The organism is Bernardetia aquimarina (genome assembly GCF_042180575.1).
Lineage (GTDB): Bacteria > Bacteroidota > Bacteroidia > Cytophagales > Bernardetiaceae > Bernardetia.
In genome coordinates this window covers 1,559,570-1,586,388 of sequence record NZ_CP170094.1, presented here as the reverse complement: position 1 = coordinate 1,586,388, position 26,819 = coordinate 1,559,570, and the positions used below count along the sequence as shown (strand labels likewise).

26 protein-coding genes and 1 pseudogene are annotated in these 26,819 nt (G+C 31.0%); 13 read left to right on the top strand and 14 right to left on the bottom strand.

Annotation, left to right across the window (positions count from 1 at the left end; genetic code table 11):
• Positions 1-420 precede the first annotated feature (420 nt).
• The 5 genes from pyrH (at position 421) to ACE193_RS06670 (ending at position 3,670) form a co-directional block, all read left to right on the top strand.
• Entirely contained in the window at positions 421-1,158 is a 738-nt protein-coding gene (gene pyrH, locus ACE193_RS06690) for a UMP kinase (RefSeq protein ID WP_375562232.1), read from the top strand.
• A 112-nt stretch (positions 1,159-1,270) separates the two neighbouring features.
• Positions 1,271-1,555 (top strand): hypothetical protein, encoded by a 285-nt coding sequence (locus ACE193_RS06685; RefSeq protein WP_375562231.1) that lies wholly within the window; start codon positions 1,271-1,273, stop codon positions 1,553-1,555.
• Positions 1,556-1,630: 75 nt separating this feature from the next.
• Positions 1,631-1,954 carry a hypothetical protein gene (locus tag ACE193_RS06680; protein WP_375562230.1) on the top strand — a complete coding sequence of 108 codons (324 nt, stop codon included), beginning with the start codon at positions 1,631-1,633 and terminating at the stop codon, positions 1,952-1,954.
• 137 nt (positions 1,955-2,091) lie between these two features.
• On the top strand, positions 2,092-3,117 hold the full coding sequence (locus tag ACE193_RS06675) for a CAP domain-containing protein (RefSeq protein WP_375562229.1): 1,026 nt from the start codon (positions 2,092-2,094) through the stop codon (positions 3,115-3,117).
• Between the two features lie 55 nt (positions 3,118-3,172).
• Positions 3,173-3,670 carry a hypothetical protein gene (locus ACE193_RS06670; RefSeq protein ID WP_375562228.1) on the top strand — a complete coding sequence of 166 codons (498 nt, stop codon included), beginning with the start codon at positions 3,173-3,175 and terminating at the stop codon, positions 3,668-3,670.
• Positions 3,671-3,678: 8 nt separating this feature from the next.
• On the opposite strand, the gene ACE193_RS06665 is transcribed toward ACE193_RS06670, so the two are convergent.
• From ACE193_RS06665 to ACE193_RS06640, 6 genes are all read right to left on the bottom strand, one after another.
• On the bottom strand, positions 3,679-4,989 hold the full coding sequence (locus ACE193_RS06665) for a DEAD/DEAH box helicase (RefSeq protein WP_375562227.1): 1,311 nt from the start codon (positions 4,987-4,989) through the stop codon (positions 3,679-3,681).
• Between the two features lie 126 nt (positions 4,990-5,115).
• Entirely contained in the window at positions 5,116-6,417 is a 1,302-nt protein-coding gene (locus tag ACE193_RS06660) for a GlmU family protein (protein WP_375562226.1), read from the bottom strand.
• Between the two features lie 132 nt (positions 6,418-6,549).
• A complete protein-coding gene (locus ACE193_RS06655; protein WP_375562225.1) occupies positions 6,550-7,302 on the bottom strand; it encodes a DUF434 domain-containing protein in 753 nt (250 codons plus the stop codon).
• 109 nt (positions 7,303-7,411) lie between these two features.
• Positions 7,412-8,527, bottom strand: coding sequence for a DUF4837 family protein (locus tag ACE193_RS06650; RefSeq protein WP_375562224.1), 1,116 nt, complete (start codon positions 8,525-8,527; stop codon positions 7,412-7,414).
• Positions 8,528-8,743: 216 nt separating this feature from the next.
• Complete coding sequence (locus ACE193_RS06645; RefSeq protein WP_375559008.1) at positions 8,744-9,865, bottom strand: transposase; 1,122 nt, start codon at positions 9,863-9,865, stop codon at positions 8,744-8,746.
• A 286-nt stretch (positions 9,866-10,151) separates the two neighbouring features.
• Entirely contained in the window at positions 10,152-13,433 is a 3,282-nt protein-coding gene (locus ACE193_RS06640; protein ID WP_375562223.1) for a WG repeat-containing protein, read from the bottom strand.
• Positions 13,434-13,612: 179 nt separating this feature from the next.
• On the opposite strand from ACE193_RS06640, the gene folB reads away from it, so the two are divergent.
• A complete protein-coding gene (gene folB, locus ACE193_RS06635) occupies positions 13,613-13,978 on the top strand; it encodes a dihydroneopterin aldolase (RefSeq protein ID WP_375562222.1) in 366 nt (121 codons plus the stop codon).
• An 11-nt stretch (positions 13,979-13,989) separates the two neighbouring features.
• Here the strand turns inward: folB and ACE193_RS06630 are convergent, their stop codons facing one another.
• Together ACE193_RS06630 and frr are read right to left on the bottom strand one after the other, a co-directional pair.
• A complete protein-coding gene (locus ACE193_RS06630; RefSeq protein WP_375562221.1) occupies positions 13,990-14,418 on the bottom strand; it encodes a DUF1801 domain-containing protein in 429 nt (142 codons plus the stop codon).
• Positions 14,419-14,521: 103 nt separating this feature from the next.
• Positions 14,522-15,079: a ribosome recycling factor gene (gene frr / locus ACE193_RS06625; RefSeq protein ID WP_375562220.1), complete on the bottom strand. Its 558-nt coding sequence runs from the start codon at positions 15,077-15,079 to the stop codon at positions 14,522-14,524.
• Positions 15,080-15,368: 289 nt separating this feature from the next.
• Here frr and ACE193_RS06620 point away from each other — a divergent pair, with 289 nt between their 5' ends.
• The 3 genes from ACE193_RS06620 to ACE193_RS06610 all read left to right on the top strand — a co-directional run bounded on the left by ACE193_RS06620 (position 15,369) and on the right by ACE193_RS06610 (position 16,910).
• On the top strand, positions 15,369-15,806 hold the full coding sequence (locus ACE193_RS06620; protein ID WP_375562219.1) for a GNAT family N-acetyltransferase: 438 nt from the start codon (positions 15,369-15,371) through the stop codon (positions 15,804-15,806).
• 21 nt (positions 15,807-15,827) lie between these two features.
• The gene (locus tag ACE193_RS06615; RefSeq protein WP_375562218.1) at positions 15,828-16,400 is read left to right on the top strand and encodes a TetR/AcrR family transcriptional regulator; all 573 of its coding nucleotides are present in this window, start codon (positions 15,828-15,830) and stop codon (positions 16,398-16,400) included.
• Between the two features lie 63 nt (positions 16,401-16,463).
• A complete protein-coding gene (locus tag ACE193_RS06610) occupies positions 16,464-16,910 on the top strand; it encodes a hypothetical protein (protein ID WP_375562217.1) in 447 nt (148 codons plus the stop codon).
• 122 nt (positions 16,911-17,032) lie between these two features.
• On the opposite strand, the gene ACE193_RS06605 is transcribed toward ACE193_RS06610, so the two are convergent.
• Positions 17,033-17,488 (bottom strand): peroxiredoxin, encoded by a 456-nt coding sequence (locus ACE193_RS06605; RefSeq protein ID WP_375562216.1) that lies wholly within the window; start codon positions 17,486-17,488, stop codon positions 17,033-17,035.
• 548 nt (positions 17,489-18,036) lie between these two features.
• On the opposite strand from ACE193_RS06605, the gene ACE193_RS06600 reads away from it, so the two are divergent.
• Entirely contained in the window at positions 18,037-18,852 is an 816-nt protein-coding gene (locus ACE193_RS06600; protein WP_375562215.1) for a leucine-rich repeat domain-containing protein, read from the top strand.
• A gap of 93 nt (positions 18,853-18,945) precedes the next feature.
• On the opposite strand, the gene ACE193_RS06595 is transcribed toward ACE193_RS06600, so the two are convergent.
• Positions 18,946-19,206, bottom strand: coding sequence for a thiamine-binding protein (locus ACE193_RS06595; protein ID WP_375562214.1), 261 nt, complete (start codon positions 19,204-19,206; stop codon positions 18,946-18,948).
• 66 nt (positions 19,207-19,272) lie between these two features.
• Between ACE193_RS06595 and ACE193_RS06590 the strand changes: the two genes are divergently transcribed.
• Positions 19,273-20,898 (top strand): AMP-binding protein, encoded by a 1,626-nt coding sequence (locus ACE193_RS06590; protein WP_375562213.1) that lies wholly within the window; start codon positions 19,273-19,275, stop codon positions 20,896-20,898.
• Positions 20,899-20,904: 6 nt separating this feature from the next.
• On the opposite strand, the pseudogene ACE193_RS06585 reads toward ACE193_RS06590, so the two are convergent.
• From ACE193_RS06585 to ggt, 4 genes and pseudogenes are all read right to left on the bottom strand, one after another.
• Positions 20,905-21,471 (bottom strand): annotated as a pseudogene (locus ACE193_RS06585) (IS630 family transposase); the annotation flags it as partial.
• 31 nt (positions 21,472-21,502) lie between these two features.
• The gene (locus tag ACE193_RS06580) at positions 21,503-21,946 is read right to left on the bottom strand and encodes a helix-turn-helix domain-containing protein (RefSeq protein WP_375558679.1); all 444 of its coding nucleotides are present in this window, start codon (positions 21,944-21,946) and stop codon (positions 21,503-21,505) included.
• A 171-nt stretch (positions 21,947-22,117) separates the two neighbouring features.
• Positions 22,118-22,708, bottom strand: a complete 591-nt coding sequence (locus ACE193_RS06575; protein WP_375562212.1) for a T9SS type A sorting domain-containing protein — start codon at positions 22,706-22,708, stop codon at positions 22,118-22,120.
• A 634-nt stretch (positions 22,709-23,342) separates the two neighbouring features.
• Complete coding sequence (gene ggt / locus ACE193_RS06570) at positions 23,343-25,184, bottom strand: gamma-glutamyltransferase (protein WP_375562211.1); 1,842 nt, start codon at positions 25,182-25,184, stop codon at positions 23,343-23,345.
• A gap of 155 nt (positions 25,185-25,339) precedes the next feature.
• Between ggt and ACE193_RS06565 the strand changes: the two genes are divergently transcribed.
• Both ACE193_RS06565 and ACE193_RS06560 read left to right on the top strand, forming a co-directional pair.
• Complete coding sequence (locus tag ACE193_RS06565; protein WP_375562210.1) at positions 25,340-25,933, top strand: C40 family peptidase; 594 nt, start codon at positions 25,340-25,342, stop codon at positions 25,931-25,933.
• 52 nt (positions 25,934-25,985) lie between these two features.
• Positions 25,986-26,402, top strand: coding sequence for a hypothetical protein (locus ACE193_RS06560; RefSeq protein WP_375562209.1), 417 nt, complete (start codon positions 25,986-25,988; stop codon positions 26,400-26,402).
• Positions 26,403-26,819: the final 417 nt, after the last annotated feature.

Sequence of the window (26,819 nt, the reverse complement as noted above, 5' to 3'; positions counted from 1 at the left end):
CAAAAATACGAATTTCTGAACAAAAAGTAGTACTGACTTTCTAGTCTGTGGAATTATCTCAAATTTTCCTTTTTTAGATTATAGAATTCTGATAAAAAAATCGTATTTTTGTAGTAATGTACCTAAAAATATCAATTCTAATAAACTGTCGTTTATGAAAATTTCAAAAACACATCTAATTAGCTTAAAGCACAAAACATCAAAATATGAAACTTTTGTAGTTTCTACATTTTCTATTTTCACTAGAAATATTTCCATTATTTAATAACCGTTTACTTTTTTTAAGATAAACGGTTTTTTTATGGAATTTGATTTGGTATTTTTTCAAGTTCTCAAAATAAAAGTTTTATAAAACATAAAAAAACAACTACCCAATAATTTTATAGATTTTAATTCTCCACTTTCATATTAGAAACCCTTATGTATAACTCAAACAACGCTTCAAATTATCGCTATCGTCGTATTTTATTAAAACTTAGTGGCGAGGCTCTTATGGGAAACCAACAATTCGGAATCGATGCCGAAAGATTAGAACAATATGCACTAGAAGTCAAAAAAGCAGTTGATGAAGGGCTGCAAGTAGCTATCGTAATTGGAGGTGGAAATATTTTTAGAGGAATGCAATCTCCTAAAATAGGCATTGACAGAGTACAGGGCGATTATATGGGAATGCTCGCTACTTCTATCAACGGAATGGCGTTGCAGTCTGCTCTTGAGCAAGTTGGTGTTTATACTCGTTTGCTTTCAGGCATCAAAATGGAACAGATTTGTGAGCCTTATGTACGTCGTCGTGCAATTCGTCATCTTGAAAAAGGACGTGTAGTTATTTTTGTAGCAGGTTTGGGAAGCCCTTATTTTACGACAGATTCGGCTGCTTCGCTTCGTGCTATCGAAATTGGTGCTGATGTAGTTTTGAAAGGAACACGAGTAGATGGCGTTTATTCTTCTGACCCAGAAAAAAATCCTGATGCTGTTCGTTACTCCAACCTTTCGTTCCAAGAAGTCTATAATAAAGGTTTGAATATTATGGATATGACAGCTTTTACACTTTGTAGAGAAAATAATTTGCCGATTATCGTTTTTGATATGAATGAAGAAGGTAATTTATTGAAAGTATTACACGGAGATGAAATTGGAACGTTGATTACGGAATACTAGAATTTTTTCAATTACGGATTACGGACTATGATTAATTATTATAGTTCGTTTTTTTGTCATCAAAATAACTAAGCCGAACTTAAATACTATAAAAATACAGAACTGATTGATAATGAATACAGGTACACTTATTATATCTATAAATAGAGCATCACTTTTTAATATCACAGTAAATACTAGATGCATTACATTTAGTTTAATTGATAAATGTATATATCTTAGAGTTATAACTTATAATCCTGTTGATGAGTATGAAAAAGACCTATATTTTAGTATTGGTGCTGAAGTAGAGGGAGACTTTGTAGATTTAAAATGCGAAGTAGAAATTGTTCAATCAAACTTAAGTATGACAGATATTACAAGAGGTAGGCATACGACATATGCTAGAGAGGAATAGTCTCTTAAATAACTTCTAAAAATAAAATTTCGATTATGAATACCAAATATTAATTCTCGTTTAAAAAGCTATTTTTTGAATGGTTTTTTAGTTTCTCTACTTGTTTATATTTCAGCAGGTGCATTATTTATTTTCTTACCTTTTCTTTTTAATTTGAGAATACTTGAAGATTTCAAAAAAAGAAAAGTGCCTTTTTTTGTAATAAGCATCTTTACAACTTTACTAGCCATTTTTCAAGTCTATTATATCGAAAGCATACAACAGGTATATGGCTGTTTGCATTTTGGCTCAACTCATTTTTCTTTAGGAAATAATACTTTTGTTTTGATTGTTCTTTCAGCTATGCTTTGGGAGATTGGGATTTATTTTAGTACAAACCATTCAAAACATAGAATATAGTGTTCAGAACATAAGATGTAGATTTAAAAAGAATGGAATTGTTATTGATATTGATTGAAATGAAAGCCTATCTGTTGTTCCATTTTATAGCACAAAATAGAGCTACTTACTTTATTAACTACATAAAAGAATCTATCATGAAAAAGCTGTTTTTCTACCTCGTTGTTCTGACTTTCTTTCTACCCTATTTAAGTACTGCACAAAATTACAATCCTAGCTCTTATAAGTTAGACGGAGTAGAGTTGTCGCAGAAAGAACAGAAGTTGTATAATCTAATTATGGATTATCGAAAGCAAAAAGGACTCCCCAGTATTCCACTTTCTAAATCCCTAACCTATGTAGCGCAAGTTCACGCATGGGACGTGGCAGTCAATAAGCCTAATGCTAGAAGTGGATGTAATATGCACAGTTGGTCTAGTGCTGGTTCTTGGTCGTCGTGTTGTTACACCAAAGACCATAAGCAAGCAAAATGTATGTGGAATAAGCCTAGAGAAATGACCAACTACAAAGGAAATGGTTATGAGATTTCTTATGGAGGAGGAGGTTCTATAACAGCAGAGGGCGCATTGAAAAGCTGGAAAAGTAGTGCTGGACACAATAATGTAATTATTAATAAAGAAATTTGGAAAAATTCTAACTGGCAATCTATCGGAATTGCTATATATAAAGGTTATGCTATGGTGTGGTTTGGAAAAGAGCAAGATGACCAAAAAGTAACTATTAGCTCAGATAATGGCTCTGGTACAAGTCCTAGTTTACCTTCAAATAACAATGTAGCAGGAACAGAAATGCAAATGGGAAATTCTATGATTACAAATCAACGTATTTATTCTCCCAATAAACAACATTATTTAGTTATGCAATCTGATGGAAACTTAGTAGTTTATACCAAAAATGACAAACCAACTTGGGCAACAGATACCTATGGAAAAGGAAATGGTTGTAGATTAGATATGCAAAATGATGGACATTTAGTGATTTATAATGCTAGTAATCGTGCTATTTGGGCATCAGGAACGCATAGTTCTCGTAATGCAAAATATGCACAAAGAGAATGGAAGCCTGTCAAAATGGTTTTTACTAATGGTGGCTTCGTAACGCTTATTAGCACAACTGGAAAAGTAGTTTGGACAAGCAAAAATAGCAAAGGCGAACGTCTTTAAAATCAAATTAGATTTTTTCTCAAACTTAAAAAGCTCATTTATTTCTTTAGAATAAATGAGCTTTTTTGAGCTAATATATATATTTTTGGACGTAGTACTCATAATTTATTTACTTAAAAAACACAAAATGACACAACTTTCAATCAGTACGGGAATCGGAGTAAGCATTTTTTATACGTTTTTTTTGGGTGGAATTTTCGCCTTATTTCTTTTTCTTCCGAAGGGCGAAACTACAAGCAAATATTTTTATTTTGTAATGATTGCAGTTCCTTTGCTATTATTTGGTATTTATTATTTTCTATTGTTTTGGACAACTTTCAAAACCGATAATAAGAAGCTAATTATTGAACAAAAAGCTCTTTTCAAAAATGAAGCAAAAGAGTTTGGAAATATAGAAAAGATAACCTTTTATCGTCGCAAAGGAAATTATGGTTTACAAATTGAATCTAAAAACGGAGAAAAACCAACTCAATATTTTGGCTTTTCGAAGAGTAATAAAAAAGAAATTCAGAGCTTTTTGGAAAAGACTAGTTTTGAGATTGAATACGAATAATTAATTCTTTATTTCTTAGGCTTTCTCTTCGAAGTACTCCTGTTTTTCTTCTTCCCTGCATCTTTCGGATTCAAGTATCTTTTTTTGTGGTGAAAAGCTCCTTTGTAGGTTGGGTCTTCTCGCTGCTTGATAAAATCTAAGGCTTTTATTAATTTTTGATTTTCTTCAAAAGGTGTTTCTGTAATATCTACTTCTGTTGGTATTCTTTCATTTGGAATCTTTTTTCCAATTAGTTTCTCAATTTTTTTGATATGATGAACATCTAAAACATTGGCAAAAGTAATCGCAATTCCTTCTTTTTCTGCTCGTCCTGTTCGCCCAATTCTGTGTACATAATCGTCGTACTGTTTCGGAACTTCAAAATTAATTACGTGGCTCACATCACTAACATCTAATCCTCGTGCAGCTACATCAGTTGCTACCAAAATACGAATATCTCCATTTTTGAAATCACTAAAGGCATTACTTCGTGTATTTTGGTCTTTGTTGCTATGAATTACTTTTACGCTATCATCAACTTTTCTACCCAAAAATTTATAGACATTATTAGCTACATCTTTCGTTCTTGTAAAGACAATTACTTTATTAAATTTCTCTTTATCCTTGAGTAAATAATCTAGTAAATTAATCTTCGTTCTGAAATTAGGAACTTCGTAATATTTTTGCTCAACAGTTTCAGCCGTAACCGAAATAGCCGAAATATTTATCTCTTCTGGAAACTCTAAAAAATCATGTGTCAATTTTACTACTTTCTCTGGCATTGTAGCCGAAAAGAGTGCGTTCTGACGCTTTTTGCTAGAAATAATCTCTAATAAACGATTGATTTGTGGCATAAAACCCATATCCAAAATACGGTCTGCTTCGTCCATTATCATCGTTTTGATTTGACGCAAATTCAGTTCATTTCGCTCATAAATATCCAATAATCTCCCCGGTGTTGCGATAATCAAATCCATTCCTTCACGAACTTGCTCAAGTTGTCTTTTTATACTTCCACTTCCTCCATATAAAGCAACGGCACGCAAATCTGTATATTTACTAAGCATCTCAAAATGTTCGTGAATCTGAATAACCAACTCACGAGTAGGTGCAAGAATCAATGCACGAGGATTTTCGCCTTGTGCATATTTTAGTTTCATCAAAAGAGGCAGCATAAAAGCAGCCGTTTTTCCTGTTCCTGTTTGTGCTACACCAATTACATCATGTCCTGCCAAAAGCAACGGAATTGCCTGTTCTTGAATTGGACTAGGTTTTTCATATCCAGCTTCTTCAATGGCATTAAGTAATTGTCTATTTAATTTAAAATCTTCGAAACTCATTTTTTATTCTTTATTTAACCATCGTTGAGGCTCAAATGCAGTCGTCAACGAGGTGTTTAATTTGTAATTTTCTAAAATAATTTTCATTTCCTAATTCCCAATCTACATTTCCCAATCTCTAAAATACTAGCTAAACATTGGATTTGATTCCCAAAATCTATAATTATCAGTATCTTCAAAAACGTGTTTCATGATTTTGCGTTCCGTTTCTGTAAACTCTACATCTCTACGGCTCATCATACGTTCAGCCGTTTTGAAAAGAGCGTCTAAGTGTGTTGTTACAAATTTAGTTTGATGATTGCCATTTCCCCACGCAAAAGAAGGAATAAATTTTGGTGGAAAGCCTTCTCCAAAAACATTTGCACCAGTTCCTACTACGGTTGCTGTATTAAACATCGTACAAATTCCTGATTTGCTATGGTCTCCCATTAAAAGTCCACAAAATTGCAATTCTGTTTTTTCGTAATTTTCTTCTGCATAATTCCAAATTCTGACTGTTCCGTAGTTATTTTTAAGGTTTGAGCAGTTGGTAGCTGCACCCAAATTGCACCATTCGCCGATTACTGCATTTCCTAAAAACCCGTCGTGTCCTTTATTAGAATATCCAAAAAATACGCAGTTGCTTACTTCGCCACCTATTTTACAGAATTTTCCGATTGTTGTATCGCCTCGCATATTTGAATTTGTATTGATTACAGAACCTTCTCCAAGCGCAAACGAACCACGAATAATTGCACCTTCTTCGATACTTGCATTTTTTCCAATATAGACTGCACCTTTTTCAGCATTCAAAATGGCAGCTCTTATAGTTGCTCCTTCTTCTACAAAAATGCGTTCTTCATTATATAAAACAGTATGTTTGTCTGTAATTTCTTGACTTTTACGACCTGTCGTAATCAAATCAAAGTCCTTTTCAATTTCTTGTTTATTAGCTCGGAAAATATCCCATGTTCTTTCTAAGAATTGAATATTTATTTTCTCTGTCTTTTGTTTGGCTACTTTCAAAGCAAAATCATAAAACTTATCTACACTTTTAAACTGTGTAAATGTTTTGAAGGCTATTAACTCTGTTCCATTTGCTGAATCTGAAAAAATAGCCGTTTCTAATGGAAGAGCTTCTAATTTTTTTAAAAACTCTAACGTTGGCAAAACTGCGCCATTGATATACAGATTTACAGTTTCTTTTTCTTCGAAATGAATAGGAAATTTTTCTTGTAAATAATCTTGTGTCAGAAATGAAAAAGTATGACTTTCAATTTCTGAATGATTTGTATTTTCTGTCGAATTTTTCACATATTCATTGAAATATGTTTCGAATTTTTCTTTAATTGTCAGAATTCCGACACGTAGGTCAGCCACAGGGCGAGTAAAAGTAAAAGGCAACAAATGGGTGCGAAGTGACGGAGAATCGAAAAAAATGATGTTCATGAATGAAAATGACAAGAAAAATGTATATAAATTAAAATATTTTTTGAATACTGCAAATTTACGTAAAAGTGAGTTAGAATTGTTATTTTTTTCCTGTTTAATTCTCTGACAGCTTAAAGTATCTTTATAATTCTATTTCCTAAAATCCAAAACCCAAGCTGAAGGAATATAATTTTTGACAATAAAACTACACAGGTTTATCCAATTTGAAGCATTTATGGTAATCCAAGCATCACAGGAAGCAACAATATGAGTTGAATTCTGACTCAATTCTACAATAGATTTATCAGCATGTTTTTCTAGCAGAATTTTCCAATTCCATTTTTTTTGTTCTGCCAAGTCTTCCATAATTTTTTTAAGTCTTCCACTATTTGAAATGGGCGAATCCAAAATCCAAATGGTTTCTTTTATTTCTAATTCTTCAATTACTTTTCCGATAAGTTCTAAAGCAGGAATTGTTTCTTCAACTTTTCTATACGTAGAATGAATACTGGCAATATCACGCATACAACCATCCAAACCAATAAAAAGAGGGGCATTTGATAGAGCGCATTCGGTTGTGATAAGCAAATTATAACCATCAATTACCAAAATAAAGTCAGAAGTATGATGTATGAAGTCAGAAGTAGAATCAATTTCTATTTCATTCTTTTTTCTTAATTCCAAACTTTCTTTTTCTGCGCTGGCCGCATTTATGGCTTTTCTTTGTCGGTCTGTAAGTGAAAATTTATCGCCTACCAATTTTAGAGATGCTTTTTGTGAATAGCCATTTGATAAAAGCCACGACAAATCAAAAACAGCTTGTTTTAGATTTTCAACATTTTTTTCAGTAAAAGCAGCATAATCTTTTGGGTTTGCACCTCTGTGTTTTTGAGAATTGGGCATTTTGATAAGTGTATTTTTGGTTTGAACGCAAAATACACCAATTACAATAGATATAAAATGTAATTGGTGTATTTCACTAATAATTAATCACTAACAACTAATCATTAAATTATGGTTCAAAAGTCCATAAAATACTTTCTACTTCACGGATATAATCACGTTTTTTGGAAGTAGGCGCAAAAATAAATCCTTCGATATAATACAATCTATTTTTCTTCTCATCGACAATTAAATAACCCAAAAAAGGACCTCCAGAAGTATTTGAAGTCAATTTCCAAAGCGCACGAATTTCTATTGCATACTTTCCTTTAAAGTTTATTTCTTGTGAAAAATAAGGCATTACATCTGTTTGGTCTGTTACATACGAACCTCTATCTGGGTCTTTCATATACTTTTCTCCTAACTCTCTTCGCCACGCCAAAACACTATCAGCATTTAATTGTCCTTGTGAAGAATAAGGTTTGTAAGCAACGAAAACATTTCTATCTCGTCCATTAGCATTGTCTATCATACGCAAAAATACAAAACCCGAATCTTGTTCATTTATATCTTTTGCCTCTTGATAACCATCTGGAATTCCCATCATAAAACCATGCTCCTTTTTATAACGTTCCATTCTTCCTGTCTGTTTTCCACCTCTAAAGGCTACTAAACGAGAACGTTCACGCTCTGTTTTATAAAAAATCTCACGTAGTTTTTCTTCATTTGCCTTCATGTGTTTGATAAGCTGCTCGTCATTTTTTCCAATCAGATAAACTACTTGTTGGTCTTTTGCATGTTCGTCTTGTTTTACAATCAAATAGGGTGTTGTATCGGCTTCTATTCTGTCCAAACTTTCTTTTGCAAATTTTTTGCGTAAAATATCGCTGTCATACGATTTGCTTTCTAACGACAAAACCACAAAAATAGAATGATATTCTTCCAATAAATCATTTACTTTCTTTGGTGCAGCATGATAAATTTTGAAAATTGGCTCGGCAGGTTGTGGAAATCCAGGCATGGGTGCCATATAAAGTTCACGAACGGCAGCTCCTAAATCTCCTTCCCATTTACTAGAATCCATTTGAAGCAAAATTTCGCCACGCCCACCCTTCGAAGGAGGTAAAAAGTCCTTGTATGAAAATACTTTTTCATCTTTATTATCACTTGAACAGGAAAATAAAAAAACTCCTGTCAATAGAAAAAAGGCTAAAAAGGCAAATTTGGTTATCGTCTGAAATTTCATTAATATATTGAATTGATTTTTAAAGTCTTGATTTTGTTCTTTGTCAAACAGCTAAGGGTTTGTTTAAAGGAAACACTATTATAACACGAAAGTAACAAAAATAGATGGAGTTTTCAGACTAATTAACATCAGAAGCAAAATAGAGGTTTTGAGTTTTTTTGAATTGGTAAGTTCTATATAATGTAAATACATTTACAGTACTGGACATGTGTTAATTTAGGTTGTATTTTGAGTTTTAGATTTTTGCACTAATTGGGTTATTATTTTTAATATTTTGTCTATAGAAGTAGCATAAAATACTACTTTTCCATATCCGATTCTAAAAACAGACTCGTAAAAGGATTCATTGTCTTTTTTTACTCTTTGTTTTGTTTTTACTCCTTCTAAGATACAGAGTAAAAAAGATGCAATTACTAATGCCATTAGAACACGAATTTTTCTTGGGTTTACCATTCCTAACTCCTCTAAATGAAATCCATTTGTTTTCAAATGTCTAAATAAACACTCTATTTTCCATCTGAGATAATAGATAGCACTAATTTTCTCCTTTGTTAAACGATATTTGTTGGTTAATAAAATGACAAACTTTTCACTTTCTTTTGCTGCTTGAGCATTATAAGAAATCACTATTTTTAGTTTTTTTGCAAAGTCAGTTTCAAATTCTTGGCTTACTAGTTTGCCTGATTTAGCTTTTTTAAGTAAGCTGTGGTATTTTTTAACTTCTAATTGATAATCTCCCTTACAAAGACGAATAATGTAAGTATATCCTTGTTCTTCTAAATACCTAAACCAAACTCTACCTTTATACTCTCTATCAGCTAAAATTGTAAATCTTTTTAAAAAAGGATATAACAATAAAGCCGATGCTAATAAACTTTTACGATGAGCAACAGTAGAACTACCTTTTCGTTCTAAATTGATCCAAAAAATAGGAATAGCCATTTTTCTATAAATAACACTTAAGACCAAAACATGATAGGTATATTCCCCTAATTGCCAAACACTACCATCCATAGCTAGATAGAAAATTTCTTTTTTTATGTCTTTTCTATTCAAAAAAGAGCCTATACTAAAAACTAGAATCAGCTTCCATAGTGTTTTTTGAACATAGACATCCAAAAAATAACGAGTAAGCCGTTTATAATGAGAATCAATTTGAACAGTAGGAGAATTTAAAAAAATACCTACTTGATTTTTTAATTTGTTTAGATTAACAGTTTCTTTTATCAGAATACAGCTAATAAGCAACAAAGTAGCGTGAACATAATGGATAGGAATATCTGAAAATTCCTTTGTATATTTGTTCAGCAGGACGGAATAGAGTTTTTTGGTTTTCACACTTCTAAATTAACTCTTTCTGTCCTTTTTTTGTCAAAAATTTAACTCATGTCCAGTACTATAAAATACATTAACTTATAATCTCTTTGCTTTGTTGTTTTTTGCTATTAATAAGAATTATTTTTTTTAAAAAAAAACCATTTTTATATTTATAAAAATGGTTTGTTTTAGCTTTTTCTCTTTGTCATCCTCAAAGATAATTAAGACGTTGTTAATACGATTAAGAAAGCTGAAATAGATTTAGCACTTGATTACTGACTTTATACATTTTACTTTTAGCTTAGTTTTACCAGTCTCCGTCACTTTCATCAAAAAAGTCTAATTCATTCTTTTGAGCTTCTTTTCTTCCACTTTTATTGATGTAATAACGTTCTCCGTCTTTTTCTACAAGTGCTTGTCCAGTTGTACCAAAACCCTCAGCAGAATCATAAATAAAAGGAATTATTATCTTTCCTGCTTTGCTTACATATCCCCATTTATCCCCTTTTCTGACAGCTATTGGTTCTTCTTCTGTTGTTCCTACATCATCGTATTCTGTACTGATTACTTCTTCTCCATCTTCATTTATAAATCCTTTTTTTCCATTTGCAGCTACTTCTAAAAGCCCACTAATAAAAACAGAACTGACAGAAGAGTAGCGATTTGGATTTATTTTCTGTTCTCCTTTTGTACGCAAATCTATAAAGCCGTATTGTAAAGTATTATTTTCTTTTTCTGCAATGATAATAATATTTTCATTGTTTGTAAAACGAATTTGGTCATATTTTATAGGAACAATTTCTTCTCCTTTATGATTTATCATGCCCCATTTCCCATTTTTCTTCACTTCTGCTTTTCCATTTTTGAAATTTCCTGCTTGTTCAAACTCAATAGGCAAAATTATTTTTGCATCTGTGCTGACATAGCCATTTTTACCATTCAAAGTAACTTTTGCATAACCTTCCGAAAAATTATCAATTTGGTCATAAATAATAGGAATAAGCATTTTTCCTTCCATATCAATAATTCCCCATTTTCCATTACGTTCTACTTTTGCATAGCCTGCAAGAGGTTCGATGTCTTCTCCAAAACTAGAGCTTTGAGGATAAATATAAAAGAAAGACTCTGCATTATCGTAGTCCATTGGGATAATAATCGTTTCAGTTTTGGTATTGAAAAAACCATATTTGCCTTCTTTTTTTACTCGTTTCATAATAGCATTATTTGCCATTAACATATAATCTACATCATCAAATCCATATTCAATGATTTCATTTTTACTATTTAAGTAATTCCAAGTGCCGTTTCGTTCTAAAAAAATTCTGTTTCTTCCTACTGTCGAACTTATTTTATCATACGCAAAAGGCATTATGTTTTCATTATCAACGTGCAACCCCATTTTTTGATTGGTTTCATCTTCTGTCCACATAAATGGTATTTCGTCCATATCAATAAAAATATCAGACGCAGAAGCTACTTGTAAATAACGATTTCCAAACTTATCAATCGATTGCCAATCATTACCATATCTTACCCAACCTTGCTCATCCAAAAATGGCAATGCACCATCATAATTAAATTCTATAAATGGAGTACCACTAATAGAAATATATCCCCATTTTCCATCTTTTTTTACGGCTGCAAATCCTTCTGAAAAAGAATAGGCTTCTTCGAATTTTGGAGAAATAAGCCAGTTGCCATCTGCTGATAAATATCCATATTTTGCTTTTTCTTTGTCATTTGTAGTATTTTCTAATGCTAAAGCGAGTCCGTTTTGGAATGATTCTACCATTTTATAACTTGGTTGGATAAGCCATTTTCCTTTTTTATCTATAAATCCCCATTTTCCATCTTTTTTTACGGCTGCAAATCCAGCAGAAAAAGGTTTTGCATCTTCATACTTTTTTCTTATTTTTTTTCCTTTTTCATTGAGAAATGTATAAGCTCCGTCGTGATATTTTGCAAGTGCAAAACCATCAGAGTAAGAATAAATATAATCCCAATTAAATTTGGTAATTGCTTTTCCTTCTCGTTTGATGATACCAAAGTTTCCATTGATGCGAGCTATTGCATTTCCTCTAAAAAAGCGTCCTATTTCATTGTAGGTAATAGGAATAGTCACTTTTCCATTAGAATTCATTAGTCCTACTTTTCCATCTTTATAAACCTTTAAATAATCATTACTTAGTTTTTCGATTTTATCAAAAGTGGGTTCTTGTAATATTTTCCCTGTTGGACTTATTGCTCCCCAGTGTTTGTTTTTCTTTACTAAAATTAGATTGTCTTTATAAAAAATATCAACTTCATCATATTGAGCAGGCGCAAGGATTTTTCCATTTTCTCCCATAAAACCATATTTATTTAGCTTTCTTATCCAAGCCAAATTTTTAGTGATAAAATGAATTTCATCGTACTCTAAAGGAACAATTAGGTCTCCTTTTGTATTGATTGCTCCCCAATGATCATTCTTTTTTACATGTGCAATTCCATATTCAAAATTATCGATTTCTTGATAAATAATAGGGGCAATGAGTGTTCCTTCCTTGTTTATTAATCCAAAAAGCTCATTTTGATATACTTTTGAAAGTCCATCAATAAAAGGTTCATAAATTGGGTAAGGCGATTTGAAAATTTCAATTCCTTTTTTATCAATAAAAAACCAATCTTTTCCTTTTCTTACTGCGCCTAATCCCTCTGAAAAATATTTTGCTTCATCATAAATAAAATCAACAACTGTTTCTCCTTTTTCATTGATATACCCCCATTTAGAAGTTCCATTTTTTGTACTTTCTTCTGTTCTGACTTCAGCCAAACCTTCATAGAAAAAAGGAATGTCTTTATAAATAATTTTTACTACTTCATTTCCCTTTTGGTCTATTTTACCCCAAAGTCCATTTTTTTGTACTAAAGCTGTCCCTTTTTCAAAATCTTTTGCATTTTCATAGATGAACGAAATTACTTCTTCTCCTTTTTTATTTATAAAACCATATTTACCCTCTTTTCTGACATAAGCTAATCCTTCTGAAAAGTTATAGGCATCTTCATAGACTAAATCAATCGCTAGATTTCCCTCTAAATCAACAAAACCCACACGATTATTTTTTTGTACTCTAGCCATTCCATTTTTGAAAGGATAGGTATAAGAATATTCGAAAGGCACAATAGATACATTTTGAATATCAATAAAACCTGCTCTTCCTTCCAAACGAGCCACAGCTCTACCTTCTTTGAATGCACCTAATTCTTGATAAATAATTGGAATAAATGAATTGTCATCTTCTGTAATATACCCCCAACGTCCGTTTTTTTTGACTCTAGCAATACTGATTAGATTATTTTCGGTGTTTTGTACTTGTTCGAAATCTAAGGCTTGAGAATAGTGAGCAGGAATAAGAATCATTCCCGTTTTTTTGTCTTTATAACCATATTTTTCAGTTTCTCCATTTTCACTACTTTGATGAAAAGGAACTAAATGCTGACCATATAAATCAGTAGAAAATATAATTAGGAAAGTACAAAAAACAAACAACAGAAGCAGTCGGCAATTAGAAAAAAAGCGATTGAAATAGGTATAAATATAGGTGTTCATGCAAGTAATGATTAGGCTCAAAGTAATTTCTTAGCACAAAGTAGGCAAATAATTAATCAAAGTTAAGAGTTAGTAGAACTAATTTATGGTAGTTTGGGCAAAGAAACAAATCTAAATAAGGTTTAGAGTTTAATTTTAGTGTAAATTTGCCTACTATAAAACGAATCAAATTTATAAAAATGGGAAAAATAGCCTTAGAAGAATTAGAATTTTTTGCCAAACATGGCGTACTCAAAGAAGAACAAATCATCGGAAATCGCTACCGAATTGATGTCGAAGTAGAAGCTGATTTAGAAAAAGCATCAAAAAGTGACAATGTAAAAGATACTGTCGACTACGGACATCTTTACAAAATCGTAGAACGAGAGGTAAATACACCAGCCAAACTTTTGGAACACCTAGCAGGAAACATTTTGAATGGAATATTAGACGAAATACCAAAAGTAGATAGTGCAAAAGTAATAGTACACAAATATAATGCACCTATTGGAGGTGTTTGTAAATGGTCAAAGGTTACTTTAGAGAGAAGTAGAAATAAAGAATAGTTTGGTCAGAATTACCCATTTTTTTTGTCTATAAAATGGGCAGCTTTCTGAATCATTTTACAAAAACTTTTTTCAAATAATTCAAATTCTTCGTTTTGAAGTTCTATTTCTTCTTCTGATAAGTTTTCCAAATCATCTTCATTTAGTATTGCTGGAAAATAAACATGCCGAATACGTTTGAGGGAAAGAGATTTTTGAGCAAATAAACCTTCTTTATCGTCTAAATTTATTCCGTCCATAAAACCAATAATCAGATTTTCTTTTGTCGGACGAAGATAAAGTAAAGGTTTTTTCTGATGATCATAAAAAGGCATTTTCCATTTTATAGATTCAGTTATAGTTGGTAGTTGTTCGAAGATAAGTTTACGCAAATAAAAAAGTTCGTTTTGATAATTTTCTTGGTTGAAAATATAGTTGCTGACATATTCTGATTGTTGCATACTTATTTTTGTTTTTTATCAAAAAAAGTCTTTTCTAAAACAAATTAGAAAAGACTTTGAAAGAGCATAAAATTAGAAATTTGTGTTTGTTTCTAACTTGGTTTTACACTGTTGTGATGTCTTTTTCTTTTGCTTCTAATAGTGTATCAATTTTTTTAGTATAATCATCAGTAAGTGCTTGTACTTTGTTTTCTGCACCTTTTATCATGTCTTCTGGTGCGCCTTCAATAGCACGCAAGGCATTATTTGTGTTTTTACGAGCATTACGAATACCTATTTTACCTTCTTCTGCTTCTGTTTTTGCTTGTTTTACAAGGTCTTGACGACGCTCACCTGAAAGAGATGGAACATTGATACGCACCAAATCAGCTTCTCCCATTGGATTGAAACCTAAGTTACTATCACGAATAGCACGAGTAATCTCGGCAACCATACTTTTTTCCCAAGGCTTAATCATTACCGTTTTTACATCAGGAATAGAAATATTTGCTACCTGAGCAAGTGGTGTTTGACTTCCATAATAATCTACCATAACACTATCAAACATAGAAGCTGTTGGTTTTCCTGCACGAATTTTCCCAAATTCTATAATGGTATGTTTAACGGCTTTTTCCATTTGTTCTTTTGCATCATCAAGATACATATTGATTTCCTCTTGCATAATTTCTATTGTTTTGAATGAATTTGAATAATTCTAAATAATTTTATATTCAGATTGTCCTTTTAGTAAATTAAATACCAAAACTACTAAATTACTCTAAAAAGATACTAACTATTTTGAGAAAAATTAGTTTTGTAATTAGCTTTCTACTTGGAGAATCATATAAACTTGTTAGAAAAGAACTATCTTGTTTTTCAAATATGGATTCAAGCCAAAAAAAATAGCTTCATTGTTGATTGTAGTGTTATTTAATTTTTAGTCTTATCTTTTTACTTTTTGCCTTATTTTTATGTTAGAATTTAGAGTTATCGAACACAATTCAAAAGATTATTGGGATACTGTTCATTTGAGAGAATTAGTTTTGCGTCAGCCATTAGGAATGCGTTTTTCTTCTGAAGAGTTAGAACTAGAAAATAATAGTTATCATATTGCAGCTTATGATGAGAATCAAAAAATAATTGGTGCTGCGATGTTTGTTCCTTTGTCTTCTACCAAACTAAAAATGCGACAAGTAGTAGTGGCAGATGATTGGCAAGGAAGAGGAATTGGAAAAGAACTCATTGAGTTTGCTGAAAATTTTGCTCAATCAAAAGGCTATAAAATTGTTGAAGCTAATGTAAGACAAAAAGCGATGGGATTTTATGAAAAGCTAAATTATCAAAAACAAGGAAAAGAATTTATGGAAGTGGGAGTTCCTCACATGAAAGTAGAAAAAAAATTGAATTAAGCAGCTAAAATGTAAGCTATAATGAATAAAATTCAACAACCTTGGATAGAAAAAGGATACCGAACATTTGCTTATGAGGGTGTCGAAAATCTCAAAATTGAACGTCTTTCAAAAGATGTAGAAAAAAATAAATCTTCTTTTTATCATCATTTTGCAGATTTGAAAATTTTCATCAGTAGATTGTTGGAATATCATTTGTTAAAAGCAGAGATTTTGGCAGAAAAAGAGGCAAATTGTGCTTCTTTAAAAGAATTAATTGAAATTATTATTGAACATAAAATTGACCTTCTATTTAGCCGACAGCTACGTATTCATAGACAAAATCCTGAATTTGAAGAGTGTTTTACCAAAACAAACCAAATCACTATGCCTGCATTTTTAAAAGTTTGGTCAGAAATATTAGAATTACAAGACAATTCTCATTTGTCAGAAATGATGCTTAAATTAAGTCTTGAAAATTTTTATCTGCAAATTACTGATGAAACTATAAATCATAACTGGTTGAATAATTATTTTGAGGAATTGAAAAAACTAACAAGAGAATTTAAACGAACATCAAAAATAAATATACCCAAATTGAACGGTAGCGTCTAAAATTTGACTGATTCTATCTCTAATTTTGTGTTATCAAATTACTCATTTAAACACAAAATTATCATGACAGAATCAACAAACAGTAAACTAACTTCTCCAAGTTTTCATAAATTTTGGCTCAAAATCACAGCGATAGTAGTAGGTTCTTTTGGCCCTATTTTCTTTTTGGGAACGATGACTTCAACCTCTGAACCTGCTCGTTTTACATTAGATTTATTGAGTTGGCCTATAGATGGGCTGACGACTTATACTTCTCCAGATGTACATTTTCTATCAGCACTTACAGGTGGTTTTCTTTTTGGCTGGGGTGTAATGATTTGGTGTCTTACGATATGGGTATATGAAAAAGCTCCCGAAGAAGTACGAAAAACAGTTTTAGTTGGTGTTTTATCGTGGTTTTTCTTAGATAGTGCTGGTTCGATTGCATCAGGAAATTTCTCAAATGCTTTTTTTAATATTCTAGTTTTGCTATTAGCAGTTGGTCCTTTATGGATTTCAGCAAAAAAATAGCATTTTCATAAACTCAATATTTTTGAGTAGAAACATCTTTGCGAAAATCCTAATAAATCAAAAATAGGTTAATCACAAAAAATATCTCAATTTAGTTGCGATTAACCTACTTTTCTAAGTACTTAAAACTGTTTAGTTAGGTTTTCTACAACTTCTCTAATTTTGCTTTTTCCAGAAGTAAGGTCGCTTTGAATATCCATAATTGTTTTATCTCCAGCCAAAACAAAGGTATTTCGTTTAGGAATAGAAACGATAGGAAGTAAAGAATCATAAAGTTTGGCTACTTTTCCTTTCGTATCTGCTAAGAGTTCGAAAGGTAAATTATATTCTTTTTTGAAACGATTGTGAGTTTCGATATCATCTTTACTAATTCCAATAACTGTAACTCCCAAATCTCTAAATGCTCCAAACTCATCTCTAAATGAACAAGCCTGTTCTGTACACACACTTGTAAAATCTTTTGGATAAAAATAAATGATACAAGGCTCATTGCCTACCGAATCATAAAGTGTAAATTCTTTGCCTGAAGTAGAGTCTAAAGTAAAGTTTGGTGCTTTTTCTCCAATTTTTAGTCCCATAAGTAGTTTTATTAAATTGTAAATGATAAATTATTTAGTTTCAAATTATCAAACTCGTTGGGTAAGGATTAGTTTAGAAAACACACAAGTTTTAATGTACCCTTGTTTGTATATTAAAAATAGCTGCTCGTAGTAATTTGTATTAAATTCTATAATCCTACCAACTGATAGTTCGGCAAAGCTAATTCTGAACCATAATAGATTACAAAAAAGAGTAAAAAAGAATCTACTAATTCCTCAAGTTAGATTTACATTTTAGATTCATCAACTCTTTTTGCATAATAATTGCAGACTAAGAATATAGTTGATAAATGGTATTTAGCTTGTTTTTTACTGTTTTATAAAAAACACGAAAATATATAAAATTTAGCATTGACTTTGATTAAACATGTGTAAAAATTATAGAATCGTTTAATCAAAATCGTTTAGTTTAATCGATATTTCAATTCACACTATTCAATTCATTGTTATTCATCACTAGATTTATTTCCGTTGTATGTAACAACTTTATTCACTCCTTTTTTAAGAATTTTAAAATATAATTATTTATGAAAAAATTGCTTTCTCTATTTCGCCTAAGCATTTTTTGTGGTGTATGTTTCTTCATGACTGCACAAGCCAATGCACAGCTCTCAACCAGTTGGTGGAACTCCCTTGACAAAAACTGGAAAAATGTTTTTATGACTAAATTTGGTGTAAGTGCTTCTCCTTCGGCTGCTGAATTAAACAAAATTTATGCTGCTGAAAAGTTAGATTGTAAAGATAGTGGACTAAGTACATTAGAGCCATTAGCAAGTTTGAAAAATCTGAAAATTCTTTGGTGTGATGGAAATTCAGGGATTTCTTCTTTAGATCCATTGAGAAATATTGTAGGACTCAAAGAATTAGATTGCTCAGGAACAGGGATAAGTGATTTAGAACCTCTGCGCTCAATGACAGGATTAAGCCGTTTGGATTGTTATGACACTCGTATTTCGAATCTTGCTCCTCTTAGTGGAATGCGTAAACTTAGAGTTTTGGATTTTTCGAATACACCTGTTAGTAATATTTTTCCATTAAAATATATAAAATCCCTAGAAGTGCTTTATATGGCTCGTACAAAAGTGGCTAGTCTTGCTCCTCTAAAAGACCTTACTAATTTGGGAGAACTTACTTTTTCAGAAACAAAAGTTTCTAGTATTGCTCCTCTTTCGAATCTTTTAAAACTCAGAGAAGTAGTTTTTGCAAAAACAGAAGTATCAGACCTTTCTCCACTTAGTAGAGCAAGTATGCTTTCTATTGTCTATTGTGAAAATACACGAGTAACTGAAAGTACTGCAAATGCGTTACAGAAAAAACAACCTGATTGCACAGTTTTTTTCTAAAATGAAAGTATGAATTTTTATTTGACTAAAACAAAAAGCCTTTATTCAATCAAGAATAAAGGCTTTTTTGATTATCAAAAAATATTGGTTTTATTATCCCTTATATTCATATTCACTCAAATCAGTTCCCAAAAATTTAACTACAACAGATGCTTTTTGGGTTTCAAAACAAGATTGAATAGCTTTTTCTAGGCTGGGCATTACTTCATTTAATTCTCCAAAAACTTGTGTACTGATACCATTTACTTTTATCTTTAGATTTTGGTTTTCGGAAAGTAATTTGATAAATGCTTTGACGGTTGGTTTGTAATTTTCTGTCAGTGGATAAACACTGACTTCGACGGAAACTATCATTCTTTGAGTAATTTAATGTAAAATACATGCAACTCACCCTTCAGAGTGAGAAAAATAAGTACAAAAATGGAAAATATCTGTCAATACTTTCTTGATTCTGCTCAAAAATTTCCCAATAGAATAGCTATTATTCATAAAAGTCAATCTATCACTTTTCAAGAGTTGGAGCAACGAGTAAAAGAAACTTCTCTTTATTTCTGTAAAATGGGAATTAAAGAAGGGTACAGAGTTTTGGTTTTTGTGCCGATGAGTATTGATTTATATGTAAATGTTCTGTCACTTTTTTATATAGGTGCAACGGCTGTTTTTTTAGACCAATTTTTGGATAGAAAAAAATTAGAAAGTTGTGCTAAAATAGCTAACTGCCAAGGTTTTATAGGAGTTTGGAAATCAAAGTTACTGTTTTTGCTTTCTAAGCAAATTCGCAATATTCCTATTCGTTTGGAAGTACGTAATGGTTTGGATAAATTGGAAAAGGAAATTGGAAAAAATTGGAGAGATATATATTTTGATGATAGATATTCAAAAAATTCTTCTCTGACAGCCTTGATAACTTTTACAACAGGAAGCACAGCAACACCAAAGGCTGCAAAACGAACACATAATTTTCTGAATGAACAATTTTTAGCTCTTTCAGAAGTTTTGGCAGATAATCAAATCAAGAGTAATAAGGGTTTTAAAACCGAACTTACTACACTTCCTATCGTTCTGTTATTAAATTTAGGGATTGGAAGTACTTCTGTGATTGCTGATTTTAAGAAAATTGAAAAAATGAAACCTCAAAAAATTCTATCTCAAATCAAAAAATATAAGATTGATAGAATGGTGGGTTCGCCTTTTTTTGTAAGAATGTTGAGTGAGTTTATAGAAAATGAAACACGAAAAAATAAAGTAAACAAAGCAGATTTTGATTCTTTAAAAGAAATTTTTGTTGGAGGTGCGCCTGTTTTTCAAGACGATGCTGAATATTTTGACAGTATTTTTTCAAATTCTAGTATCAAAATTGTTTATGGTTCAACAGAAGCAGAACCAATTAGTGTAGTTTCTACACTAGATTTTAAGCAAAAAAAGCAATCAAAAGGACTTTTTGTAGGAAAACCATATCATAAAACAAAAGTCAAAATCATTACTATAACAAATGAAATTATTTTTTGTGAAAATGAACAAAAATTAGACAAAATTACACAACCTCAAAATGAAATAGGAGAAATCATTGTAAGTGGTTTGCATGTTTTGGAAGAATACTTTTTTGATGAAAATGATAAGCAAAATAAGGAAGAAGCAAAACAAATCGTATTAAAAAATAAAATTTTTATTGATGGAGTCTGCTGGCACAGAACAGGCGATAGTGGTTTTTTGGATGATGAAAATAATTTGTTTCTGACAGGAAGATGTAATTCTTTGATTTATAAAAATAAAGAGGGAAAAGAACTTATCTATGCTCCTTTTTATTATGAAAGACTTCTTAATCAGATAGATGAGATAGAAATAGGAACACTGATTTTGAAAAATCATAAACTGACTTTTATAATAGAATTAAAAACAAGCTATCAAAAAAAGAATATTCAAAATGCTATTTCTCAGAAATTACAAAATGATTTTTTAGATATAGAACAAATTATTTTTATTAAAAAAATACCAAAGGATAAACGCCACTATTCAAAAATTGATTATTCAAAACTAAGTAGTTAGACATAATTATCGTAACAATTTTCCTTTATATATAGTAAAATCAATTTTATACTTTTTACTATTGTATTTTTTTAGAATATTTTTTACAGCTTGATGTAAGTCTTCTTTACTCGTGAAATCTTGAGGTCTTAACCACTCTATTTTGATTTTTCTCCATAGTGTTTCTATGGGATTCAAATGTGGACTGTAAGAAGGTAAGTAGAAAATAAGTACTCCTTTCTCTTCCCATTCCTCTATTTTCTCTTCTATTTCTTTAGAAATATGCCAAGGTCCATTATCTAACACTAGAACAGTCGTTTTTTCAATTGTTTCTACAAACTGATCTATACAATCAATGATAACTTTAGAATTAATGTTTTGGGTGCTTACAAAACTGCTTAGTTCTCCACGCAAGTTAAGCAATCCAAATACATTTAAATTACCTCCCTTACTACTTTTAATGCCTACTTGTTCTCCTATTCTACACCAACCATAAGGAACATTGGGTTCTAAATTGAAGGAAGACTCATCACAAAAACGCAAATCTATACAGCCTGCTAAAAATAAAAGAATGAGAAATTCTAAACTACGTTTTTTTTCTTCATATACAACAGGGTCAGGTTTCTTAACAGTTACTTTTCTGAAGCGTTTCCAACACCATTTTTTTTTTAAGCAACCTTTTTAAAGTCTTGACTGACATAGATTTACCCAATTCCTCTTCCAATTGAGAAACAACTACTTTCAAACTTTGAGGACTGGCTTCAACTAGAGATTCTACTTTATTCATTTCTTCTTCATTATCTATACGAAGAATAGGGCGACGACCTTGTCCTTTACTCGTCTCTAATCCTGCTATGCCCTCTTTTTCATACCGATTAAACCAACGAATAACTAATTGGCGAGTAACTTGATAAAAATCCATTATCTCACTAACCTTTTTTCCTTGATGGCTTAAAAGAATGTAATGACAACGAGTACGGAAAGTTGATGATTTACCTTCTTTCCAACCTTGCTCTAAGGAAGATACTTCCTCTATACTCAAACTAATAAAACGTTTTTTTCCTCTCATAAAACAAAGATAAAAAAAATATTTAATAATTTTGTCTAACTACTTATAACAAAGTAAAAAAAGCAACCTCAAAGAAGTTGCTTTTTGTTTTCATGAAGAGATAATTAATTACAATAATATTCTAAGGTAGAATCTGTAATTCAATATTTTATTTTTCTGACAAAACATATATTAGTCAATATAATAAGTTTCATAACTTGTCTTGTCTTGTCCAATGATTTGTAAAAAGTAAGTTCCTCGGTCTAAATCTTTAAGATTAAGTACACGCTCTTTACTTTCTTCGTTGATAGTTTCTTCGTATAAGATATTACCATCTATATCTGTAAGCGTTAATTTTACAGTTCCAAGGTTGTTTTCTACAGATGCAAAAACCTTTTTATTGGTTGCTTCTGGTGAAAAAGTAGCTATAAAATTATTTTTTAATGCACCTTTTACATTAACTGTTCTTTTTTCATTGTACGTTTCGCCTTTTATAAGGATTGTATAAGTTCCTTCGCCAATAGCAGTCATGTCATAGATACGTTGAATAAGAGCTTGTGAACCAAGTGCTTCTGAGAAAACAAGTTTCAAATCCGAATTATAAATCTTGACCTTGAGATTTTCTTGTTTCTCATTTTCAAATTTTAAAAGAAATTTGGTGCTATTTGGTAATGCTTCAACAGTTGCAATCATATTATCTTCATCAGCAAAAGCAGAAGTAAATGATGTAAAAGAAAGAGTAATAGCGAAAACTAAAGCGAAAATTGATTTTAATGAGTTCATAGTGAGTTGTTTTTATTAAGTGGCTTTTCAGAAAATCTGAAATAAATAGAAAAGTGTGAAAAAATATTGTTTTTAAATTAGTATTACATATTTGTTAGTTAGTGAGATTTGCTTGGTTTGTTCCGTCCGTGTTTCTCGTTCGGTGTTACAAATCTAACGGCTTATTTTGACACAGGTTTCAATTCAAAAATACGTTTTTGTGAACAAGCTATTTAACAAAAAAATGTGCAACCCAAAATAAAAGTAATTTATTTTAGTGTTTTTAAAAATTAAATTTTGTATTTGTTGTTTTTTTGTTAAAATAATTCTCTATTTCTGCTTTTTTATGTTAAATTCAAAATTTACTCTAAAACCAAATCATAATAAATCATAACGGCTAAAATGATATGCAACCCCCTATTTTAACAAAAATATAATTCTGTTTAATTAATATATTCAGAATATAATTCTGATTGAGAGTCTTTTTTTGCTGTTAATAATTTGTTAATTTTATAACTATTAAAAATAATTAAAAGAAAAAAGAAAAATAAATTTGATGAATTTTGGAGTATTTTATTGAAAAATGAACAATTTTTCAATAAAAAAAGCAACTTCGATTGAAGTTGCTTTATCAAACTAAAACTAAATTAAAAAATCAGTACCCTAAAGCTGTATCATCGCCACGCAAATAATCAGCAGCACCAACATAATTTCCATTTGGTAAAACTAAAATAGCATCTACATGTCCAAGTTGTTCTATTTTTTTGAGTTTATGTCCCAGTTTTTCCAACTTTATAATCACAGAATCAGATAAGTTTTCATAATATACTTCATCAGGCAACCATTGATGATGTACACGATTAGCATTTACAGCTTCTTGAATATTCATTTCAAAAATAGTTGTATTCAAAACGACTTGAAAAACAGTCGTAATAATTGTCGAACCACCAGGTGTTCCGACAATCATAAAGAGGTCATTTTTGCCTGTTTTTGGATTTTGTTTTTCTACTATTGTTGGTGTCATGGAGGAAAGCATTCTTTTATTTGCCTCAATTTTGTTTGCTTCTGCTCCCACAAGTCCAAACTGATTTGGAAAACCTGCTTTTATACTAAAATCGTCCATTTCATTATTCAAGAAAAAACCAGCACCAGAAACCATTACCTTTGAACCATAATTTCCATTGAGTGTTGTTGTGAGCGAAATTGCATTTCCATTTTTATCTGTAATCGAAAAATGAGTCGTTTCCATACTTTCAATTATAGTTACCTTTCCTTCTTTTATGCTATCAGAAGGCGTTTTTTTAAAAAGTGAAATGGTAGAATTTCGTTTTTTATTGTAAGAAGAATCTAAAAGCATTTTTTGAGGAACATCATAAAAATCTAGGTCACCAAGATAAGTAGCTCTATCAGCATACACTCTTCGTTCTAGTTCTGTAAGAATATGTAAAATCGGTGCAGAATTATATTTTATTGGTAATAGTTTTGGTGTAGAGCGATTTTGATTGATATAGTTTGTAGCTCCTTGCATAAGCTGTGCAAGTGCAATCCCACCACTTGAAGGAGGAGGCATCGATAAGATTGTATAAGCCGTTTTTGTATCAGAATTTGTCAAATAAATTGTTTGTGTTATTGGTTTTCTCCAAATAGGTTTGTAATCATCTAAATCTTTTTGTGTAATTATTCCTTTTCCTTTATTGATTTCTTTCAAAAGTAACTCGGCTGTTTTTCCTTTATAAAATCCATCTCGTTTATTATTTTTTATTCTTAAAAGTGTTTCGGCAAGTTGTTTTTGAATGATTGTATTTCCTGTTTGCCATTTTGGATTTATAAAAACACAATTTTGCTCATCATTCCATTTTCTAAACTCAGTTTGGTAATCATTTAATTTATTAGCTTCATTTTCTGTCAAAACAATTCCATTTTGAGCCAGTTGTATCGCAGGCTCAATCAATTCTTGCCAACTGATATTTTTAGAGCCATACTTTTCAAATAATTCTACCATTCCAGCCACACTTGCAGGAACTCCTACCGATAAATGCCCTTCTTGACTAAGATTTGGAAGAGGTTTTTGGGCTTTATCTAAATACATGTTGGTGGTAGCAGAAAAAGGCGCAGTTTCTCTAAAATCTAATGCCATAGATTCTCCATTTTTAAATCTCAAAATAGCAAAACCTCCTCCTCCGATATTTCCAGCACGAGGGTAAGCAACAGCCAAAGCAAATTTTACAGCAATGGCAGCATCAAAAGCATTTCCTCCTTTTTGAAGAATTTCTAAGCCAATTTGAGAAGCTAAAGGATGTGCTGTTACAACCATTCCATTTTTACCTTCAATTCCTTTTTCACTTGTTTCTACAAAAGGGTAAACAGATTTTAGTGAAGGACGTAATTCTGCTTTATCTAAATTTTTATTCGTAGTATTCGTTTTACAAGAGAAAAACAGAACAAAAAATGATAGAAAGAATAGCAATAGAGAGGAGTGAAAATTATTTTTAATCATTTTGAAATTTTATATTTGGTAGGTTAAAGGCTTGTCTTTGACAATGCAACAATAATGTATCGTATTTTATAAATGTAGCCATTTGATTTCTCAAATTCAATTTGTAAATTAGTATCTTTCTAAAAATAGTGCTTTCTAAAAAAACAACTACAATTATGAAAGGAATCGAATTTATACAAGAAAATGGAAAGACTGTAAAAGCAGTTATTGATTTAAGAGTCCATAAAGCACTTTTTGATGAAATTTTTGCTCGTTATCAAGCTGAAAGCTCTGCAAATTCAAATTCTACGGTTCATACACATTCAGAAGGACATCTTGCTGATAATGTATCAGGAACTAATAACAAAATTGCTCAAAAAGCTATCGAAGAAGCAAGAACTTACTTAGGAACACAGCACGTCATGGGAGGCGTTTCAAGAAATGGCTTGGATTGCTCTGGACTTACTCACATGGCTTTTAAAGAAGCAGGAATAGACCTTTCAAGAGATTCTCGTTCGCAGGCAGTAAGTGGTGTAGATATTTCTATCGATAATGTGGCAGCAGGAGATTTAGTGTTTTTTGCCACAGGAAGCGACCCAAACCGTATTAGCCACGTCGGAATTATTACTAAAACAGGAAATAGTAGAGATGACTTAGAATTTATTCATACTTCTACTTCAAGAGGAGTAGTAGAAGAGCCTTTGTTTCAGTATGATTATTGGCAGAAAGCCTATCGTCATGCTAGGCGTGTCATTAGTCCGTTAGTTTAAATAAAATATGAAGTTAGAGTTTAGAGTTAATAAAATTTTAATCACAACAACAATGGAAGAAACAATAAAAACACTTTATGAAGACTCTTTTTTAATAATTAAATTTGATGAACGAATCAAACTTATGTGTAGTTATTGGACAGAAAACACAAGCCATCTTAAAGAAGAAGAAATAAAGAGGTTGGTAACTCTATTTGTTAATTTTTTAGATGAATATACACCTGATTTGATCCTTTCTGATGATAGCAAGAGAAGCTCTGTTTATCCCATCGAACTTCAAGAATGGATAGGAAATACAATTGCAATGGGGGCTGCTCGTTCAAATACAAGCAAGTATGCAATTATTTTACCTCAAGATTTAGTTAGTTCTCTTTCGACAGAACAAACAGTTGAGGAGATAATTGATATACCTTTTGAATTAAAGTATTTTGAAGATGAAGAAAGTGCAAAAAAATGGTTTTTAGAGTAATTTAGAGTTTATAGAAAAATCAAATTTGTAGGAAACTGATTAAGTCAGCGAAGCTAAAAGGCTTGCCTTTTCCTGTACTGTTGTTTATAAATAAATTTAGAATCAACTATGGACTTTATCAAACAAATTTTTGACTATATCACCTATTTCATATATATTATGTGTGGAATTAGTACTTTAGTATTGGTTGCTTTCTACTTCTGTGAAGCAAAAAAAGGAAAATATAGTCAGTCATCTAAAAGAAAAAAAACAGATTATGAAAGATTTTAAAAGTGAACTTGATAAAAGAGATATTAGCTTGAAAAATTCAGATAAGAAAAAAAGAAATAATTGATTTTTTAAAGAAGTTCAATTTTACTAATTACTACGAACTGATTTTTTTTCCTAACTTTGCACCATTATAAACAAGACAAAAAC

What these genes read in the sequence shown, in the direction of transcription:
- ACE193_RS06650 (WP_375562224.1), bottom strand. Translation starts at nt 8,527, where the DNA reads ATGAAATTTCAGACGATAACCAAATTTGCCTTTTTAGCCTTTTTTCTA.
- ACE193_RS06620 (WP_375562219.1), top strand. Translation starts at nt 15,369, where the DNA reads ATGTTAGAATTTAGAGTTATCGAACACAATTCAAAAGATTATTGGGAT.
- ACE193_RS06670 (WP_375562228.1), top strand. Translation starts at nt 3,173, where the DNA reads ATGAGCTTTTTTGAGCTAATATATATATTTTTGGACGTAGTACTCATA.
- ACE193_RS06665 (WP_375562227.1), bottom strand. Translation starts at nt 4,989, where the DNA reads ATGAGTTTCGAAGATTTTAAATTAAATAGACAATTACTTAATGCCATT.
- ACE193_RS06660 (WP_375562226.1), bottom strand. Translation starts at nt 6,417, where the DNA reads ATGAACATCATTTTTTTCGATTCTCCGTCACTTCGCACCCATTTGTTG.
- ACE193_RS06640 (WP_375562223.1), bottom strand. Translation starts at nt 13,433, where the DNA reads ATGAACACCTATATTTATACCTATTTCAATCGCTTTTTTTCTAATTGC.
- pyrH (WP_375562232.1), top strand. Translation starts at nt 421, where the DNA reads ATGTATAACTCAAACAACGCTTCAAATTATCGCTATCGTCGTATTTTA.
- ggt (WP_375562211.1), bottom strand. Translation starts at nt 25,184, where the DNA reads ATGATTAAAAATAATTTTCACTCCTCTCTATTGCTATTCTTTCTATCA.
- ACE193_RS06600 (WP_375562215.1), top strand. Translation starts at nt 18,037, where the DNA reads ATGAAAAAATTGCTTTCTCTATTTCGCCTAAGCATTTTTTGTGGTGTA.
- ACE193_RS06675 (WP_375562229.1), top strand. Translation starts at nt 2,092, where the DNA reads ATGAAAAAGCTGTTTTTCTACCTCGTTGTTCTGACTTTCTTTCTACCC.
- ACE193_RS06560 (WP_375562209.1), top strand. Translation starts at nt 25,986, where the DNA reads ATGGAAGAAACAATAAAAACACTTTATGAAGACTCTTTTTTAATAATT.
- ACE193_RS06685 (WP_375562231.1), top strand. Translation starts at nt 1,271, where the DNA reads ATGAATACAGGTACACTTATTATATCTATAAATAGAGCATCACTTTTT.
- ACE193_RS06605 (WP_375562216.1), bottom strand. Translation starts at nt 17,488, where the DNA reads ATGGGACTAAAAATTGGAGAAAAAGCACCAAACTTTACTTTAGACTCT.
- ACE193_RS06590 (WP_375562213.1), top strand. Translation starts at nt 19,273, where the DNA reads ATGGAAAATATCTGTCAATACTTTCTTGATTCTGCTCAAAAATTTCCC.
- ACE193_RS06575 (WP_375562212.1), bottom strand. Translation starts at nt 22,708, where the DNA reads ATGAACTCATTAAAATCAATTTTCGCTTTAGTTTTCGCTATTACTCTT.
- ACE193_RS06595 (WP_375562214.1), bottom strand. Translation starts at nt 19,206, where the DNA reads ATGATAGTTTCCGTCGAAGTCAGTGTTTATCCACTGACAGAAAATTAC.
- folB (WP_375562222.1), top strand. Translation starts at nt 13,613, where the DNA reads ATGGGAAAAATAGCCTTAGAAGAATTAGAATTTTTTGCCAAACATGGC.
- ACE193_RS06655 (WP_375562225.1), bottom strand. Translation starts at nt 7,302, where the DNA reads ATGCCCAATTCTCAAAAACACAGAGGTGCAAACCCAAAAGATTATGCT.
- ACE193_RS06610 (WP_375562217.1), top strand. Translation starts at nt 16,464, where the DNA reads ATGACAGAATCAACAAACAGTAAACTAACTTCTCCAAGTTTTCATAAA.
- frr (WP_375562220.1), bottom strand. Translation starts at nt 15,079, where the DNA reads ATGCAAGAGGAAATCAATATGTATCTTGATGATGCAAAAGAACAAATG.
- ACE193_RS06580 (WP_375558679.1), bottom strand. Translation starts at nt 21,946, where the DNA reads ATGAGAGGAAAAAAACGTTTTATTAGTTTGAGTATAGAGGAAGTATCT.
- ACE193_RS06615 (WP_375562218.1), top strand. Translation starts at nt 15,828, where the DNA reads ATGAATAAAATTCAACAACCTTGGATAGAAAAAGGATACCGAACATTT.
- ACE193_RS06565 (WP_375562210.1), top strand. Translation starts at nt 25,340, where the DNA reads ATGAAAGGAATCGAATTTATACAAGAAAATGGAAAGACTGTAAAAGCA.
- ACE193_RS06630 (WP_375562221.1), bottom strand. Translation starts at nt 14,418, where the DNA reads ATGCAACAATCAGAATATGTCAGCAACTATATTTTCAACCAAGAAAAT.